At 73.0% G+C, this 15,685-nt stretch carries 12 protein-coding genes and 2 pseudogenes; 3 read left to right on the top strand and 11 right to left on the bottom strand.

What is annotated here, in order from left to right:
* Window positions 1–10: 10 nt before the first annotated feature.
* The 3 genes from RKD20_RS10265 to RKD20_RS10275 form a co-directional block, all read right to left on the bottom strand.
* Window positions 11–442: an SSI family serine proteinase inhibitor gene (locus RKD20_RS10265; protein WP_424877460.1), complete on the bottom strand. Its 432-nt coding sequence runs from the start codon at window positions 440–442 to the stop codon at window positions 11–13.
* Entirely contained in the window at window positions 439–1,803 is a 1,365-nt protein-coding gene (locus tag RKD20_RS10270; RefSeq protein ID WP_424877461.1) for a M14 family zinc carboxypeptidase, read from the bottom strand. The genes RKD20_RS10265 and RKD20_RS10270 overlap by 4 nt, the downstream gene beginning before the upstream one ends.
* 138 nt (window positions 1,804–1,941) lie before the next feature.
* Window positions 1,942–2,493, bottom strand: a complete 552-nt coding sequence (locus RKD20_RS10275; RefSeq protein ID WP_424877462.1) for an FHA domain-containing protein — start codon at window positions 2,491–2,493, stop codon at window positions 1,942–1,944.
* A 173-nt stretch (window positions 2,494–2,666) separates the two neighbouring features.
* Here RKD20_RS10275 and treZ point away from each other — a divergent pair, with 173 nt between their 5' ends.
* Entirely contained in the window at window positions 2,667–4,412 is a 1,746-nt protein-coding gene (treZ, locus tag RKD20_RS10280) for a malto-oligosyltrehalose trehalohydrolase (RefSeq protein ID WP_424877463.1), read from the top strand.
* Window positions 4,413–4,665: 253 nt separating this feature from the next.
* Here treZ and RKD20_RS10285 read toward each other — a convergent pair whose 3' ends face one another.
* The 7 genes and pseudogenes from RKD20_RS10285 to RKD20_RS10315 form a co-directional block, all read right to left on the bottom strand.
* Window positions 4,666–5,610 carry an aminoglycoside phosphotransferase family protein gene (locus RKD20_RS10285; protein ID WP_424877464.1) on the bottom strand — a complete coding sequence of 315 codons (945 nt, stop codon included), beginning with the start codon at window positions 5,608–5,610 and terminating at the stop codon, window positions 4,666–4,668.
* A 46-nt stretch (window positions 5,611–5,656) separates the two neighbouring features.
* The gene (locus RKD20_RS10290) at window positions 5,657–6,781 is read right to left on the bottom strand and encodes an aminopeptidase P family protein (RefSeq protein ID WP_424877465.1); all 1,125 of its coding nucleotides are present in this window, start codon (window positions 6,779–6,781) and stop codon (window positions 5,657–5,659) included.
* A 104-nt stretch (window positions 6,782–6,885) separates the two neighbouring features.
* A complete protein-coding gene (locus tag RKD20_RS10295; protein ID WP_424877466.1) occupies window positions 6,886–7,509 on the bottom strand; it encodes a LysE family translocator in 624 nt (207 codons plus the stop codon).
* A 168-nt stretch (window positions 7,510–7,677) separates the two neighbouring features.
* Window positions 7,678–8,268, bottom strand: a complete 591-nt coding sequence (locus RKD20_RS10300; protein ID WP_424877467.1) for a PDZ domain-containing protein — start codon at window positions 8,266–8,268, stop codon at window positions 7,678–7,680.
* Between the two features lie 411 nt (window positions 8,269–8,679).
* Complete coding sequence (gene cyc2 / locus RKD20_RS10305) at window positions 8,680–10,839, bottom strand: germacradienol/geosmin synthase Cyc2 (protein ID WP_424883191.1); 2,160 nt, start codon at window positions 10,837–10,839, stop codon at window positions 8,680–8,682.
* Between the two features lie 131 nt (window positions 10,840–10,970).
* Window positions 10,971–11,123, bottom strand: a pseudogene (locus RKD20_RS10310) (ABC transporter ATP-binding protein); the annotation flags it as partial.
* A gap of 61 nt (window positions 11,124–11,184) precedes the next feature.
* Window positions 11,185–11,361 (bottom strand): annotated as a pseudogene (locus tag RKD20_RS10315) (LLM class flavin-dependent oxidoreductase); the annotation flags it as partial.
* A 317-nt stretch (window positions 11,362–11,678) separates the two neighbouring features.
* On the opposite strand from RKD20_RS10315, the gene RKD20_RS10320 reads away from it, so the two are divergent.
* Together RKD20_RS10320 and RKD20_RS10325 are read left to right on the top strand one after the other, a co-directional pair.
* Window positions 11,679–13,598 (top strand): NB-ARC domain-containing protein, encoded by a 1,920-nt coding sequence (locus RKD20_RS10320; protein WP_424877468.1) that lies wholly within the window; start codon window positions 11,679–11,681, stop codon window positions 13,596–13,598.
* Window positions 13,576–14,946 (top strand): tetratricopeptide repeat protein, encoded by a 1,371-nt coding sequence (locus tag RKD20_RS10325; RefSeq protein WP_424883192.1) that lies wholly within the window; start codon window positions 13,576–13,578, stop codon window positions 14,944–14,946. Before RKD20_RS10320 ends, RKD20_RS10325 begins: the two co-directional genes overlap by 23 nt.
* Here RKD20_RS10325 and RKD20_RS10330 read toward each other — a convergent pair.
* Window positions 14,904–15,656, bottom strand: coding sequence for a class I SAM-dependent methyltransferase (locus RKD20_RS10330; RefSeq protein ID WP_424877469.1), 753 nt, complete (start codon window positions 15,654–15,656; stop codon window positions 14,904–14,906). The genes RKD20_RS10325 and RKD20_RS10330 overlap by 43 nt on opposite strands.
* Window positions 15,657–15,685: the final 29 nt, after the last annotated feature.

Raw genomic sequence — 15,685 nt, forward strand, 5'->3', positions numbered from 1 at the left:
CGCGTGGGCGTCAGCCGTCCAGTGCGAAGACCGCCCCGGTCCGCGCCCCCATCACACAGTCGTTCGAGAAGGTCTGCCGGTACTCGACCGGTCGTCCGTTCCACTGTCCGCGGGCCTGGACGGTGACCGGCGCGTAGAGCATCGGGCAGTAGACGTCCGCGGCCGGAAGGGCGGCGATGTCACCGCCGACGGAGTCCAGTTGGGCGCAGGCCTCGGCGGCCCGGCTGTGGCCCTGGGGCGGGTCGCACAGCAGGAGGGTGCCGCGGGTGTCGCTGGAGCGGCCGTCGCCCGTGGTCACCATGAGGTAGAGCTGGTCGCCGCCGGCGGAGGACCCGGCGGTCGCGGGGGCCGCGGCGGCGAGAAGCAGGGCGGTCGCCGCCGTCAGGGCCAGGTGTGCCGCTCGCCGTACCGCTGTCGTTGTCGCTGTGTTCGTGGACGTCATTCCCGATGCATCGGCACGGCGGGCTCGGATCCCCAGCCCGGCTCACCCGAACGGGAGCACGCGGGCGCGTTCCGGACGGCGAGTTCGAAGGCGGCGAGCACGACCCGGGACTGGTACTCGATCTGGCGCGGCACCGGGATCCAGCGGGCGCCGCAGCCGTCGCGGTAGTCGGCGCACCAGAGGTCGATGAGCCGGTCCAGTTCCGGCAGCGCGCCGGCCGGGTCGGCGCCCGAGCGGATCACGAGCTGGTGCAGGAGTCCGGCCGTGCGCAGGGCGAGGCGCCGCCCGGCGATGCGCAGCGCGGCCAGGTGACCGGTGCTGAGCGCGGGCATCGGGCGGCCGCCGTCGGTGACGTCGGGGTCCCAGGCGTCGGCGAGTCCGGGGCAGACCAGTAAATAGTCCTCGACCGGGGCGAGCAGTCGCTCCGCGTCCGGGGCGGCCGAGACATGCGGGCGGATCCGCGCCAGGACGCCCTCCAGGAGCCGCGCGTCGCGGCGCAGCGTGTGGCTGACGTTACGCAGCACGGCGGCCGCGTCGGCGGGTGCGCTGCCGTCCTCGACGGCGGCCACGCCCCACATGGGCGACTCGACGACCGCGGTCACGGTGCCGTGCCGGTGCGGGTGGTACCAGGTCGACTCGACGGCGGCCTCGGTGATGGCGGCGGCCAGGTCGCCGCGGCGGGGCGGCGGGATCCGGTAGACGGCGGGGCCCAGACACGGCCAGTACAGGGTGTCGTAGGGGCCGAGCTCGCGCGGGATGCGCAGCCGGGCCGCGGTGTGGGCGACGCGCAGGGCGAGGCCGGGCAGGTCGCGGGTGAGTTCGACGAAGCCGCCGCCGACGTCGACCCCGTGCAGGGAGCACTGGAGGAAGGGCCGCAGTTCGTCCTGGAGGGCGAGGAGGGTGCGGGTCTCCGGCAGGGCGGCCGCGTCCGCGCCGTCGGGGAGCCATTCCGGCTGTTCGCCGAAGCCGGGCCGGAAGAAGTTCCGGAAGTAGCGACCGAGGGAGTACGGGCCGCGCAGCCAGCCCTCGTTGCGGCGCAGGCCGTCGGGGTCGAGGCAGAGCAGCAGGTTCCAGGTGGCGTCGGCCCCGGCGGTGAGCGCGGGGTCGGCCAGGGCACGCTCGGCCAGTCTGAGGACGGTGCCCCCGCCCACGGGCTCGTTGGCGTGCGGGCCGGCCACGACGAGGGCCTGACGGCTGCCGTGGCCGACGGAGAGCAGCCAGAGGGGGTTTCCCGCGCGGGAGGTACCGGCGCGGCGCAGCCGGGCGTCCGTGGGATGGCGGGCGACGAGCGCGGCGGCCCGTGCGCCGAGCTCGTCGGCGGTCGGGTATCTGAGGAGGGGCGGCAGGGCACACCTCCACAATGTGGTGCCGTCGGTTCACCTGATGTGCATGGTGTACGCACAGTCAGTCACGACTTGAGGAGAACGTCAACACCGTGCGAAGGAAAGGGCATTGGGCCACGACCGCCCGTAAAGCCCAGGCCAGAGGTGAGGTTGGGCTCAGTTGACCGCGAGCCGGAAGGCCATCCGGCCGAACCCGACCTGATCGCCCTCACGGACGACGGCGGCACCGATGACCCGCCGGCCGTTGACCGTGGTGCCGTTGGTGGAGCCGAGATCGCGCAGGACCCACATACCGCCCTGACGGCTGAGTTCGGCGTGCACGCGGGAGACCGTCTCGTGGGTCAGCCGCAGCCCGTTCGCCGGGTCGCGGCCGATGCGCAGCGCGTGGCCGCTGCCCGGGTGCGGCAGCAGCAGCTTGGGCAGGCGCTCGACCTGCCACGCCCTGCGCAGCCGCACGGTGAAGCCGGAGACGGCCTCGACGGTACCGAACACCAGTCGGGAGACGCGGCTCTCCTGGGGCAGGTCCGCGGTGAGCACGGCGAGTTCGTCGGACCGGCGCGCGATCAGGGCCAGTTCCATGCGGCGCACGAACGTGTCGTGCGACAGGCGGCCCATGGCGACGCCGTCACGGAGCACCTTCAGCACCTTGTCGCGCTCCGCGTCGGACAGCCGCGCGGGGTACGTGTTGAACTCGAAGGACGACGTCACGTTGGTGATTGTCGGGCAGTGAACCCCGGGTGTCCAGAAAACGAGACAACGGCCGCTCCCCGCGCCCACCTGACGACACCTGCCGCAAAGGGAGGGATTCCCAGGCGGATTGATCTCGTTTGAAGCACCATGGACGGGCTACATCACGGTGAGCAGACGAAGGGGAACCGTCCGTGCAGTTCGAGGTGTGGGCACCGCAGGCCGACCGCGTGACGCTCCATTGCGAGGGCGCCACACGCGCTTTGGAGCGCGATCCGGAGCGCTCGGGATGGTGGTGGGGTGAGGCGGAGGCCGGGGACGGCACCCGGTACGGCTTCGCGCTCGACGACGGCCCCGTGCTGCCCGACCCCCGCTCGCGCCGTCAGCCGGACGGTCCGGACGGACTCAGCGCCGTCGTCGAGCACGAGCGGTACACCTGGCGTACGCAGTGGGCGGGCCGCCCACTGCCGGGCGCGGTCCTCTACGAGCTGCACGTGGGCACCTACACTCCCGAGGGCACCCTGGACGCGGCCGCCGCCCGCCTCGACCACCTCGTCGAACTCGGCATCACCCACGTCGAGTTGATGCCGCTGTGCCCGTTCCCGGGGCGGCACGGCTGGGGCTACGAGGGCGTCTCCCTGTGGGCCGTGCACGAGCCCTACGGCGGCCCCGAGGCCCTGAAGCGCTTCGTCGACCGGGCGCACGAACTGGGCCTCGGGGTGGTCCTGGACGTGGTGCACAACCACCTGGGCCCCTCGGGCAACTACCTGCCCGCCTTCGGACCGTACTTCACCGACACGCACCACACGCCCTGGGGTTCCGCGATCAACCTGGACGCCCCGGGCTCCGACGAAGTGCGCACGTATCTGCTGGGCAGCGCGCTGTCCTGGCTGCGGGACTACCGGATCGACGGGCTGCGCCTGGACGCCGTGCACGCGCTCGCCGACACCCGCGCGTGCCACTTCCTGGAGGAGCTGTCGACGGCTGTCGACGCGCTCGCCACCGAAGTGGACCGGCCGCTGTTCCTCGTCGCCGAGTCCGACCTCAACGACCCGCGGCTCATCACGCCCCGCGCCCAGGGCGGTCTCGGACTGCACGCGCAGTGGAACGACGACTTCCATCACGCCCTGCACACCGCGCTGACCGGCGAGTCCCAGGGCTACTACGCCGACTTCGCCCGCGCTCCCCTGGCCTCGCTCGCCAAGACCCTCACCGGCGGCTACTTCCACGACGGCACCTGGTCCAGCTTCCGCGGCCGCAGCCACGGGCGTCCGCTGGACCGCACGCGTGCGGCGGCGCACCGGCTGCTCGGCTACTCCCAGACCCACGACCAGGTCGGCAACCGCGCCCAGGGCGACCGGCTGGCGGCCTCCCTCTCCCCCGGCCTGGTGGCCTGTGCGGCGGCGCTCGTGCTGACCGCGCCCTTCACCCCCATGCTGTTCATGGGTGAGGAGTGGGCTGCGGGCACGCCCTGGCAGTTCTTCACCGACCACACCGCCCCCGAGCTCGCCGAGGCCGTACGCCGGGGCAGGCGGCGGGAGTTCGCGGAGCACGGCTGGGCCGAGGAGGACGTGCCCGACCCGCAGGACCCGGCGACCCGCGACCGCTCCTGCCTCGACTGGTCCGAGCTCGAACGCGAGCCCCACGCGCGGGTGCTGGCCTGGTACCGCCGGCTCCTCGCGCTGCGGCACGAGCAGCCGGACCTCACCGACCCCGACCTCGCCGACACCAAGGTCGCCTACGACGCGGACCAGCGCTGGCTCGCCTTCCGCCGCGGGGACGTCCGGGTGGCGGTGAACCTGGCGAAGTCGACGGCGGCCATTCCCCTGGGTCCCCGCGAGGCCCGTGTCCTGGCGGCCTGGGAGCCGGTGGAGGCGCCGGGCGCGGACGGGGTGCTGCAGGTGCCCGGGGAGTCCTGCGTGGTGCTGCTCCAGGCGTGACCTCACGGGACTCCTCCGGTTCACGGGCTGGCCGGCAGGGCGTTTCGCCGCTGCCTGCCGACGCGGGTCCGCAGGACGCGGCCGCGCACGACGATCAGCGCGAGACGGACGACGACCTCGCCGAAGGCCATGAGGACAAGCGCCGGTCGATGAGCCGGTCGGAGATCGTCATGCTTCGACTGTCCGGCTCCGGCACGGTCGCGCGCCTCGACCCCGGGGTGGAACCACGGTGGAAAAGACCGGGTGGAACCGCCTACAACTCCGCGTCGTCCGTCTCCTCGTCCCGCAGCTCGGTGACGCGTTCCAGCAGGATCGCCTCCCAGGCCCGCCGCAGCCGGGTGCGCAGGAGGGGCAGGGGCTCGGCGGCCCGCCTGTCGAGGCCCGCGGCGAGGCGGATCACGGTGTCGCAGCGGGCCAGCCACAGTCCGCGCAGGCAGGGGCGGGCGCCGTACCCGGCGAGCGTGGCGGCGCGGACGGCGGCGGGCGAGCCGACGGCCAGCGCGAGGCCCGCGATGTCCTCGGCGGGGTCACCGACGACCGTGCCGGTCCAGTCGAGGACACCGCGCACCCGGCCGTCGGCGCTGATCACGAGATGGTCGCCGGTCAGGGCGTGGTGCACCAGGACCGCGCTGCCGGGCTGCGCGGCGAGCTGGACCGCGGCCGCGGAGGTGAGCTGGTGGAGCCGGGCCGGGTCGAACTCGTCGGCCGCGTGGAGGAGTTCGACGGCCCGGGCGGCCTCCCGGCGCAGCGCCTCCAGGGAGCGCGGGGCGACGCGTGGGACGCCGAGCGCCTCGGCCTGCCGTACCGGCACCTCGCGCAGCCCGGTGAGCAGGCCGGCCAGGTCGGCCTCGCCGACGGCGGACACGTCGTGCTCCTCGGCCGAGCCGCCGGGCACCTTGGTGTCGAGCGTGTAGGCCAGCCCGGGCGCCCACTCGCCCTGTGCCACGCTGGTCGGCACCGCGACCGGCACGTGCGGGCGGACCAGGTCGCGCAGCCGCAGTTCACGGCGTCCGCGGAGGGAGGCCTCCCGGTCGCCGGCGAGGCGCAGGACGTGGCGGGTGCCGATCCACCAGGTGAAGTGCCCGCCCTCGGCGACGGGCCGGACCTCGGGCCCGCCGACGTCGGGCGTGCCGGCCTTGAGCAGGGATCGGACCAGTAGGCGGACCGTGTCCGCGGTGGGTGTCGGTGCCTGGGTCATGTCGCGCCGTAGTCGCTCGAGGGGTGGAGGGCTCCTGGGGGCTCGGTCAGTCCACTATGACCATCTCGCGGGTGGTGTCGTTGAGCCTGCGTCCGCCGTCCTCGGTGACCGTGACGATGTCCTCGATGCGTACCCCGAAACGGCCCGGCAGATAGACGCCGGGCTCCACGGAGAAGCACATGCCCGGCACGAGGGGCTGCTCCTCGCCCTCGATCATGTACGGCGGTTCGTGCGTGGTGACGCCGATGCCGTGCCCGGTGCGGTGGATGAAGTACTCGCCGTACCCGGCGTCGGCGATGACCGCGCGGGCGGCCCGGTCGACCTCCTGGCAGGGCACGCCGGGCCGTACCGCCCGGAAGCCCGCCTCCTGCGCCGCGCGCACGAGGTCGTGCACCCGGCGTTCCTCCTCGGTGGGTTCGCCGACGTGGACCGTGCGGGAGGTGTCGGAGCCGTAGCCGTCCTTGAGGCCGCCGAAGTCGAGGACGACCATGTCGCCGCGCTCGATGACCCGGTCCCCCACCTCGTGGTGCGGGTTGGCGCCGTTCGGTCCCGAGGCGACGATGGTGAAGTCGACCTGGGAGTGGCCGAAGCGACGCAGCAGGCCGGCGAGGTCGGCGGCCACCTCCGACTCCCTGCGGCCGCCGAAGGGAACCTTCCGGATCTCCTCGAACGTCGCGTCGGCGGCGGCTCCCGCGGCCGCCAGCAGCTCCAGTTCCGCCGTGTCCTTGACGGCGCGGAGCATCGGCAGGGCCTCGGTGAGGGAGGCGTACGAGGTGCCGGGCAGGGCCTTCTGGAGGCCCAGCAGGTGCATGGCCCAGGCGTTGTCACTGATGCCGAACCGGCCGTCGGTGCCCAGCAGGGCGGCGGTGGCTGCGTAGGGATCCTTGCCGTCGGTCCAGTCCCGCAGGGTCAGGGCGCTCGCGCCGACGGCCTTGGCGGCGTCCGGGGCCTCCAGGGTGGGCACGACGAGGACGGGGTCCTGTCCGGGGGCGAGGACCAGCAGGGTGAGCCGTTCGGTGACGGCGGTGGGCGCGTAGCCGGTGAGCCACACCAGGTCCGGGCCGGGCGCCACGAGGAGTCCGGCGAGTCCGGCCTCTGCGGCCGACCGTGCCGCGCGCTCCATACGGGCTCTGTAGTCGTCGGCGGCGAAGGGCGCTGCGGTGCCGGTCATCCGGGCCTCCCTGGGCGGTGATGGTCTTGGGCAGCATCCTGCCCGGACGGCGAGGGGCGCGCGAGCCGGTCGACACGTCTTCCGGACGGGGCGCCGGACGTGCGTCAGCTCTCCAGGGCCATGCGGACGCCGAGGAGCAGCAGGACGCCCCCAGAGACCTGCTCCAGGCGTCGGCGCACGCCCGCGCGGGACAGCACGGCCCGCAACCGGCCCACGAACCACACGTAGAGGCCGTAGTAGCCGATCTCGTAGACCGCCCAGAGCGCGGCGAGCCCCACCATGGTGGGCAGGTGCGGCGCGCCCTCGGGCACGAACTGCGGCAGGAAGGACAGGGCGAAGACGGCCGCCTTGGGGTTGGCGAGGTTGAGCAGCAGTCCCGCGCGGTAGGCGGCCCAGCCGGTCCTGCCGGTGCGCTCCCAGCCGCTGTCGTCCTCGGCCCCCTCGGCGCGGCGCGCCTGTCGCAGCGCCTGGACGCCGAAGGCGACGAGCACGACCGCGCCGCCGATCCGCATCACGTCGTAGGCGATCTCGGAGGCCGTCAGCAGGGCGGTCAGGCCGAGTGCGGCGACGACGCCCCAGACGAACACGCCGGTCTCGTTGCCGAGCACGGTCAGGAAGCCGGAGCGTCTGCTGTGCAGCGACTGCTTGATGATCAGCACGGTGCTCGGCCCGGGGGACGCGGCGATGAGGGTGCAGGCCCCCAGGAAGGCGATGAGCGTGGTCGGCATGCGCTCATCGTGGTGCCGCCGGCCGGACCCGGACCAGTGGTTTTCCGCCCCGGCCGACGAGAGCGTCTTGCTCGGACCTGAATTCCACTGCTGTGCTGGACGACGAGGGACGGCGGCTCACCACGCACTTACGGGTGGTCACGTGGGCACGGGCCCGTGGCCCACCGCTCAGGTGACGACTCCCGGTACGGCCGTCAGCTGCTGGTAGCCGCCGCTGCGGTGCCGGACCGTGAGCACGACCTCGCGGCCGGCCCGGGCCCTGGCGACGGCGCGCGCGAGGTCACCGGCCGTGTCGACGCGGGTCCGGCCGAAGGCGAGGAGTACGTCGCCGCGGACCAGGCCCGCCGTGTAGCCCGGGCCGGGGACGTGGACGCCGACCACCAGCGCGCCCGACTTCTCGGCGTCCACGGCCTCCAGGCCGAGGGTCGCGACGGCAGGAGCGGGCGAGGGGGCGGTCGTCGGCGCCGCGGACGACGAGGCGGTGCCCGGGTGCGCCGAGGCGGACGGGCCGCCCAGGTGAGGCAGTGCCTGCCGGCGCAGTTCGGCCAGTCTGCTCATGCCGACCACGGTGGCGCCCACCGCCCCGAGACCCACCCCCGACAGCACCAGGACGGCCGCGCCGAACAGGCCGAACAGCAGGGTCGTGAGCCGGCGTCCGCGCCGGCGCGCGGCGTGCGGGCGCCGGGCGGGTCCGGGCCTTCTGCCCCCGCCCGGCTCCTGACCGGGCATCGGCTTGGGACGCAACGCAGTCTGTTCCATGGATCGCCTCCGGCTGAATCACCACCGGCTGGTGTCTACCCGGCACAGCGGCGCGCGACGAGCCACGAACGAGTGAGACTGACGGGGGGTCAGGAGCGGGCAGGGGTGGGAGACCGGTACGGCGCCTCCATGCCCCGGCAACACTCCGGTGGCGGACGCGGACGGCCAGGTCCGGATCGCTCTCCGGGGACGGCTCGCGCCGGGAGCGGGGCGCGTCAGGCGGTGTGACGCACCGCGCGCGGAGAGCAGCAGCCGGTGTGGTCCTCGCCGTGACCGCCGCACGGGTGGCCGCGAGCCCGCGAACGGACCGACCACGGCGGCCGTCGTCGCGGGCGGACGCCGACGACGGACCGCCGCGAGGCCGCGCCGAGGGGCACCCGCTCGCCTGACGGCGGTTTCGCGGCCGGCGGGTCAGCCCGCCATGGGGAGCGCGGGCGGGCGGTCCGGGAGGAAGCCGTGGGTGCGGCGGGCCAGGTGCTCGGCCTTGTAGCGGTCGACCGTGCGGTGCCAGTGCAGGATGCCCGCCATCCAGTGCTGGAGGTCGGTCACATAGCCCCGCATGACCTCGCGCGCCTCTTCCGAGAGCCCGAAGTCGTCGTAGACAACGGGCAGTTCGTGGGCCGCGACATGCTCGAACTGCTGCATGCGCTGGGTCGTCAGGTCGTGGACGACACGCAGCGCGGTCGGGTAGTCGATGCCGAAGAAGTTCTGCACGACGAGGATCGAGTTGTGGACCTCGCCCTCGTACTCGATCTCCTTCTGGTAGGAGAAGACGTCGTTGAGCAGGCACGCGTAGTCGACGGCGGCGTTCTCCAGGGAGCGCACGGGTCCGCTGCGGTAGACCTCCGGCGGCACGGCGGGACCGTGGCCCATCCGGCACATGCTCATGGTGAGGTCGGAGCCGAAGGTGGCGCGCCGCATCTCCAGGTAGTCGACCGGGTCGGGGACGCGGTGCTGGATCTGGTTGGCGAGCTCCCAGAGCCAGCTCTCGGTCATCACGTTCACCGAGTCCTTGAGAATGCGCCGCTGGTCGGGGGTCATCTCGGCCGTGGTGCGGGCCCACAGGTCGATCAGACCGCGTTCCATCGCGTTGACCGGAATGAGGGTCTGCTCGCCGTCCAGGGGCATGCAGTCCGAAAGGCGCTGCGTGGTGAGCCGGGCGGCGGCGAGGTCGCGGCGGCCGCCGTAGACGAGGGGGTAGTAGTCGTCGCCGTAGGTCCCCCAGGCCAGCCAGTGCGAGCTCAGGTCCAGGGCCTCGGGACTCGCGTCCGGGTCGATGCCCGCGGAGCACAGCGGGAGGTCGGCCGCGGCGAGCCTGTCCTCGTCCCAGACGCCCTCCTGGAGCATGCCCATGCGGTGCGCCCACTCGGCGAGGCGGGGGCGGGCGCCGGGCAGGTGCGGGCTGTGCTCGACCTGGAACGGCATGTAGAAGTCGGGCAGCAGGGACGGGCCGACCTTCTGGAACGGCACATGCCTGTGCGCGCGCAGCCGCTCGGCGCCGGCCGCGGCGAGCAGGGCACCGACGTCGGCGGCCGAGGCACCGCGGCCGGTCAGGGCCTGCCAGGGGGAAGTGGTGTCGGCCCGGGCGTTCATGTAGCGGCTGGAGCGCATGTGCCATTCGTGGCCGCCGGACTGCCAGTCCTGGAGACCCTGCGTGTACCGGGCGACGGCGGTCACCTCGGCCGGGGAGAGACCGTTCTCCAGGGCGACCGCGGGGACCTCGGTGAGGGCCGTGTGCTCGAACTGGTGGAGACGGGAGGTGAGGACGTCGTTGACGGTGTCGGCGGCCTCCTGGGTGGTGCAGCCGAAGAAGGTCTCCAGGACGAGCACGCCGTTGCTGAGTTCGCCCTCGTCCTCGACCTCGCGCTGGTAGGAGAAGAGGTCGTTGCGCAGGTGGACGGCGTCGGAGAAGGTCTCCATCAGGACGCGCAGGGGTCGTGATCCGGCGACCGCCGCCGGTACTTCGGCCGTCGCGTACTCCACCAGACCGGCCGACCAGGGGGCACCGCCGACCTTGCGGCGCATCTCGATGTACTCGACGGGGTTGGCGATGCGCCCCTCGTTGATGTTCGACAGCTCCCACAGGGACTCGTTGAGCAGATGCTCGGTGGCCACGGCGAAGCGGCGGCGCCAGTCGGCGGACATCGACGGTACGGTCCGCGTCCACAGGTCGGCGAGGCCCGCCTCGACCGGGTTCTCCGGCTCGGGCATCGGGGTCGACAGGTCCATCGGCATGAACAGGGGCAACCGGTCGAGATAGGCCTTGCCCCCGGCGCGGTCCTGCGTGCGCTTGAAGGTCTCCAGGAAGTGGTCGTCGAAGAAGAACACCCACACGTACCAGTCGGTGATGAGCGAGAGGGCGGGGCCGTCGCAGTCAGGGTGCGTGTAGGCGCAGAGCAGGCCGTAGTCGTGCGCGTCGAGGTCGGACTGCTCCCAGATCCCGGACCCCTCCAGCATGCCCATCTCGCGCGCCCACCCGGTCGAGTGGGCGCGGGCCTCGTCGACGTGTGGGTTGAGCCGCGCGGGATACGGCATGTAGAAGTGCGGGAGTTCGAAGGGCTGCTGCGTCATGCGCCGGGCCCTACCCAGGGCCCGGCGCAGGCATCCGTCACGGCACACATGATCACACCATCGCGTGAAATCCGGACTGAACACGGGAGTTCGCGAGGGGAGCTGTGGCCTCCGGGTGACGGGGCGGGAGTTCAGGCGCCCTGAACTCCCTCGCCGCTGTCCTGGACGCTCTGGTTGCGGACCGCCCGCCCCACCTCCGTCCGCAGCGCGACGAACTCCGGCAGTCCCCGGGTGGCGATCTGGTCCCGTCGCCCGGGGAGCCGGACCGGAAGGTCCAGGACCCGCCCGGCGGCCGCGGCCTGCGAACGGCACCCCGGCGGCCTCGAACTCCGCGGTGTCCCAGCCGGTGCCGACTCCGAGCGTGAACCGGCCGCCGGAGAGCCGGTCGAGCGTGGCGGTCTGGTGGGCGACGACGACCGGGTTGTACGGGGGCAGGATCAGGACGCCGGTCACCAGCCCGATCCGAGTCGTCGCCCCGGCCACGGCGGACAGCAGGACCAGCGGGTCCGGGGTCACGCCCACCGCCCCCGCCAGCAGATGGCTGCTCGCGATGAGATGGTCGAAGCCCAACTCCTCGGCGGTTCAGGCGATTTCGAGGACGCCGTCGAGCTCGTCCTCGTGAGCGGGCCACAGACGGTGCGGTGCGACTCCCAGACGCATGCGGGGGCGACGCCCGCCGCACATCCCTTGCCGTGCCTCCTTCTTCACGGATCCGCCGGACCACGAATGGTCGAGATCGACGGGATCAAGTCCCCTCGGGTCCGCGTGACATGAGAACCTGAGGACGGGAGAGGGGTTCGGACGTAGCCGTACAGGTGTGTGCCGACAGGGGGTCCTCGATGTTCGGGGCAGAGTTGTTCACCCAGACCGCCGCAGCCGCCGCGGGCACGATGGTCGGGCTGATGACCACGGATGCCTGGCAGGCGGCCCGGCAGCGGATGGCGCGGTTCCTGCGGCGGGAGGACGTCGAGCGGTTGGACCGGGCACGGGCGGAGCTCGACGCGGCACCGCCGGCCCGGCAGGAGATCATGCTGCGGGAGCAGCGGCAGGAGTGGGACACCACCCTGCGCGGTCTGCTGGCCCGCAATCCCGATCTGTCCGGTCTGCTGGCCGAGTTCGTCCAGGAGTTCTCCGGCCTCGCGCGTCCGGTCTTCATCCAGGTCCAGCAGGCCCCGGCCCCGCTGGAGCCCGTCCGTGCCCCGGGTGCGCTGACCGTCGCGCCTCCCCTGGGCCGGCTCGACCGCCGGGTGCGGGGCCGTGAACCACTCCTGGACACGCTGAAACAGCTGGTGGGCAAGCCGACTTCGGGTGTGCGGGTGCTGCACGGCATGGGCGGCAGCGGGAAGACGACGGTCGCCCTGGAGATCGCCGCCTATGCCGCCGCGCTGAACGTCGACGTGTGGTGGGTGACGGCGAAGAACCCCGCCACGCTGAGCGCCGGGATGCGCGAGGTGGTGGCGGCTCTGGGCACGCCCGCGGATCTCATCGACCGTGCCTGGTCGGGGCGTTCGAGCGCGACCGACCTGCTGTGGCGGCGGCTGTGCGACACCGGGAGCCCGTGGCTGCTGGTGGTGGACAACGCCGACGAGCCCGAACACCTGGCGCCTTATGGCCGGTTGGCGGAGGGGAGGGGCTGGATCCGGCCCGCCGCGGAACTGCCCGGCCTGGTGCTGATCACCAGCCGGGACAGCAGCCCGAGGACCTGGGGGCCGTGGGCCACGCTGCACTCGGTCGACGCCCTGGAGGAGGACGACGCCACCGAGGTGCTCTGGGACCTCGCCGGGGAGCGGGCCGGTTCCCGTGAGGACGCGCGGCTGCTGACCCGGCGGCTCGGCGGACTGCCCCTGGCGCTGCGCATCGCGGGCTCGCATCTCGCGGCGGCCTCGGCGTTCCCCGCCTGGCCGGGCACGACCACGGTGCGGACGTACGCCGACTACCGCGTGGCCCTCGACGAGCGCTTCGCCGAACTCCTCGACGAGCGTCCGCCCGGGCGGCAGGGCAGCAACTACTCCGTCCCGGTGACCGGTACCTGGGAGCTGTCGCTGGACCTCCTGGAGCGGCGGGGCATCGTCCAGGCCCGGCCGCTGATGCGGCTGTTGTGCTGTCTGGGCGAGGCTCCGGTACCGCTCCTTGGCCTGTTGCGCCCCGACCGGCTGGCGGAGTCGTCGGTGCTGCCCGGGGTCACGCCCCAGGAGCTGTACACCGCGCTCACCTCGCTCGCCGACTTCGGTCTGGTCGAGCTGCACACCCCGCGCGGCGGCGACGACCACACGCGCACCCTGCTGATGCACCCCCTGGTCCGGGACGCCGGCCGGCTCCAGCGGGACCTCGCCGAGCACATGCGGGAGTACGCGGCCGTCGTCGCCGACCTGGTCGTCTGCGCCAGCGCCGAACTCAGCGAGGACGACCCGTCCGACTGGCCGCGCTGGCGACTGCTGCTCCCGCACTGCGACGCCCCGCTGGCCCTGATCGGCGACCCGTACGAGGCGGAGGACGACCTGGTCTCCAAGGCGCTGCGGGCGGCGGCGGCCGGGGCCCGGCATCTGATCCGGCGGGGCTGGCTGGACCGGGCCGAGGAGGTCCTCGGCGCGTGCGAGCCGGTGGTGCTCGCGTGCGGTCCACGGGACCCCGACGCGCTCGAAGTACGGTCCGCGGCCGCCCACTTGCTCCAGTTGCGGGGCCGGCTCGCCGCCGCCGAGACGCTGGTGCGTTCCGTACTGGAGGACCACCCGGGCCCTGTTCGGCGACGGTTCCGGTGAGACCGCCGACGCCCGGTACGCCCTCGCGGAGCTGCTCTGCGACCGGGGCCTGCCCGCGGAGGCCGAGGTCGAGTACCGCTCCGTGTACGCGACGCGTCGCACCCTGCTCGGCGACCGTGACCCGCAGACCCTGGCCGCCCGCAAGGGCGTGGCCCGCATGTCACAGCAGCGCGGACTGCTCGCGGAGGCCGAGGAGGAGCACCGCCTGCTGCTCGACGCCTACCGCGACGCGCTCGGCGACCGCCACCCCGACACCCTGGCCGCCCGGCACGACACCGCCCAGGTGCTGCACGAGCGCGGCATGTTCCGCCAGGCCGAGCAGGAGCTGCGGGAGACGCTCCAGGTGTGCGCGGACGTACTGGGCGAACGCCACCCGGGTACGCTCGCCGTCCGCCACGACCTCGCGGACGTCCTGCGTGACCGCGGCCTGCTCGTGGAGGCCGAGCACGAGTTCCGCACGGTGCTCAGGCTGCGCGCCGACGCCTACGGCGAGGACCATCCCGAGACCGTGGCCGCCCGGCACGGCCTGGCCACCGTGCTGCGCGACCGCGGCTGGCCCGGTGACGCGGAGACCGAGTTCCGGGAGGTCTTCGAGGTCCGGCGCAGGCTGCTCGGCGACATGCACCCGCACACCCTGGTGGTCCGGCACAACCTGGCCGACCTGCTGATGGAGCGGGGTCAACTGGAGGCGGCAGAGACGGAGTTCAGGGAGGTGTACGCGGCGCGCCGGGAGGTGCTCGGCGAACAGCACCTGCTCACCCTCTCGGTACGGCACGGGGCCGCGCACGTCCTGCATCTGCGGGGCCGTACCGACCGGGCCGAGACCGAGTACCGCACGGTCCTCGCGGACTGTGTGGAGACCCTGGGCCCCCGCCACCCGGGCACGCTCGCGGTCCGCCACAATCTCGCCGACCTGCTCAAGGACCAGGGCCGACTCGCCGCCGCGGAACAGGAGTTCAGGGAGATCTACGAGGCCCGGCGGACCGTACTGGGCGAGCAGCATCTGCTGACCCTGTCCGTACGGCACGGCGCCGCGCACGTGCTGCATCTGCGCGGGCACGTCGAGCAGGCGGAGGCCGAGTACCGCACGGTGCTCGCGGACTGCGTGGAGACGCTGGGGCCGAGGCACCCGGGCACCCTGTCGGTACGGCACAACCTGGCCGGACTGCTCTGCCTCAAGGGTGAACTCGCGGCAGCCGAGACGGAGTTCACCGAGGTGCGGGAGGCCTGCGAGGAGGTGCTGGGGCCACGGCATCCTCGGACACTGGCCGCCCGGGAGGCCCTCGCCCGTCTTCGGTCCGAGGATCAGGCGCCCAGGGATCCCGACTCGGCGGCCACCGGCTCGTAGCCCGGGAAGCTCGCCGGGATCTGTGCCAGGTCCCACAGGGAGAGCGTCTTGTCGTCGTAGAAGTCGTCGGACTCGTCGTCGCCGATGACCTGCAGCGGTTCTGGCAGCCCGAAGGGGGCCAGCCGGAGGTTGATCGGCCGCCACCAGCCCGTGACGATGTCGGTGTTGACGGGCGTCCGGGAGAAGGTCGTGGTGAGCAGATAGCGCGAGCCGCTCTCCCGGAAGCGGGTCAGCGCCTCCACCACATGCTGGTAGGAGAAGTGCACCAGGGCGTCCCGGCACACGATGAGATCGACGCGCGGCACGGGCTGGGCGGTGAAGTCGAGCAGCTGGAACTCCCGCCCAGGGCCGGGGTGGTGGGCGCGGTTGGCCGCGACGAGCTCCGCGACGACGTCCCCGCCGAGGTAGGAGGCCCCGTGCAGTTCGACGTGCTGCATCCAGTTCAGGTCCCCGCAGGGCGCGTCCAGCACCGAGCGGACGCCCAAGTCCTTGATGAGCGCGCCGAGTCGGCCGATGACGCGCTTCATGCGCTGGAGCTCGGAGCCCGGTCCGGAGCGGGTCTCGTCGGAGCCCCAGCGGTTGGTGCGGTAGATGTCCGTGAACACGTCGTGCAGGTCGGGCTCGTCACGGGCGTCCGTGACGTCGACGTAGCGCCGTGCGTCCACGTCGTAGACGGGCTCCCCAGGATTGCTCAGGTACCGCGGGGTCAATGACGTCCTCTTTCGCTCCCCGTCGGCGG

The organism is Streptomyces sp. SLBN-8D4 (assembly GCF_049739545.1).
Taxonomy (GTDB): Bacteria; Actinomycetota; Actinomycetes; order Streptomycetales; family Streptomycetaceae; genus Streptomyces; species Streptomyces canus_C.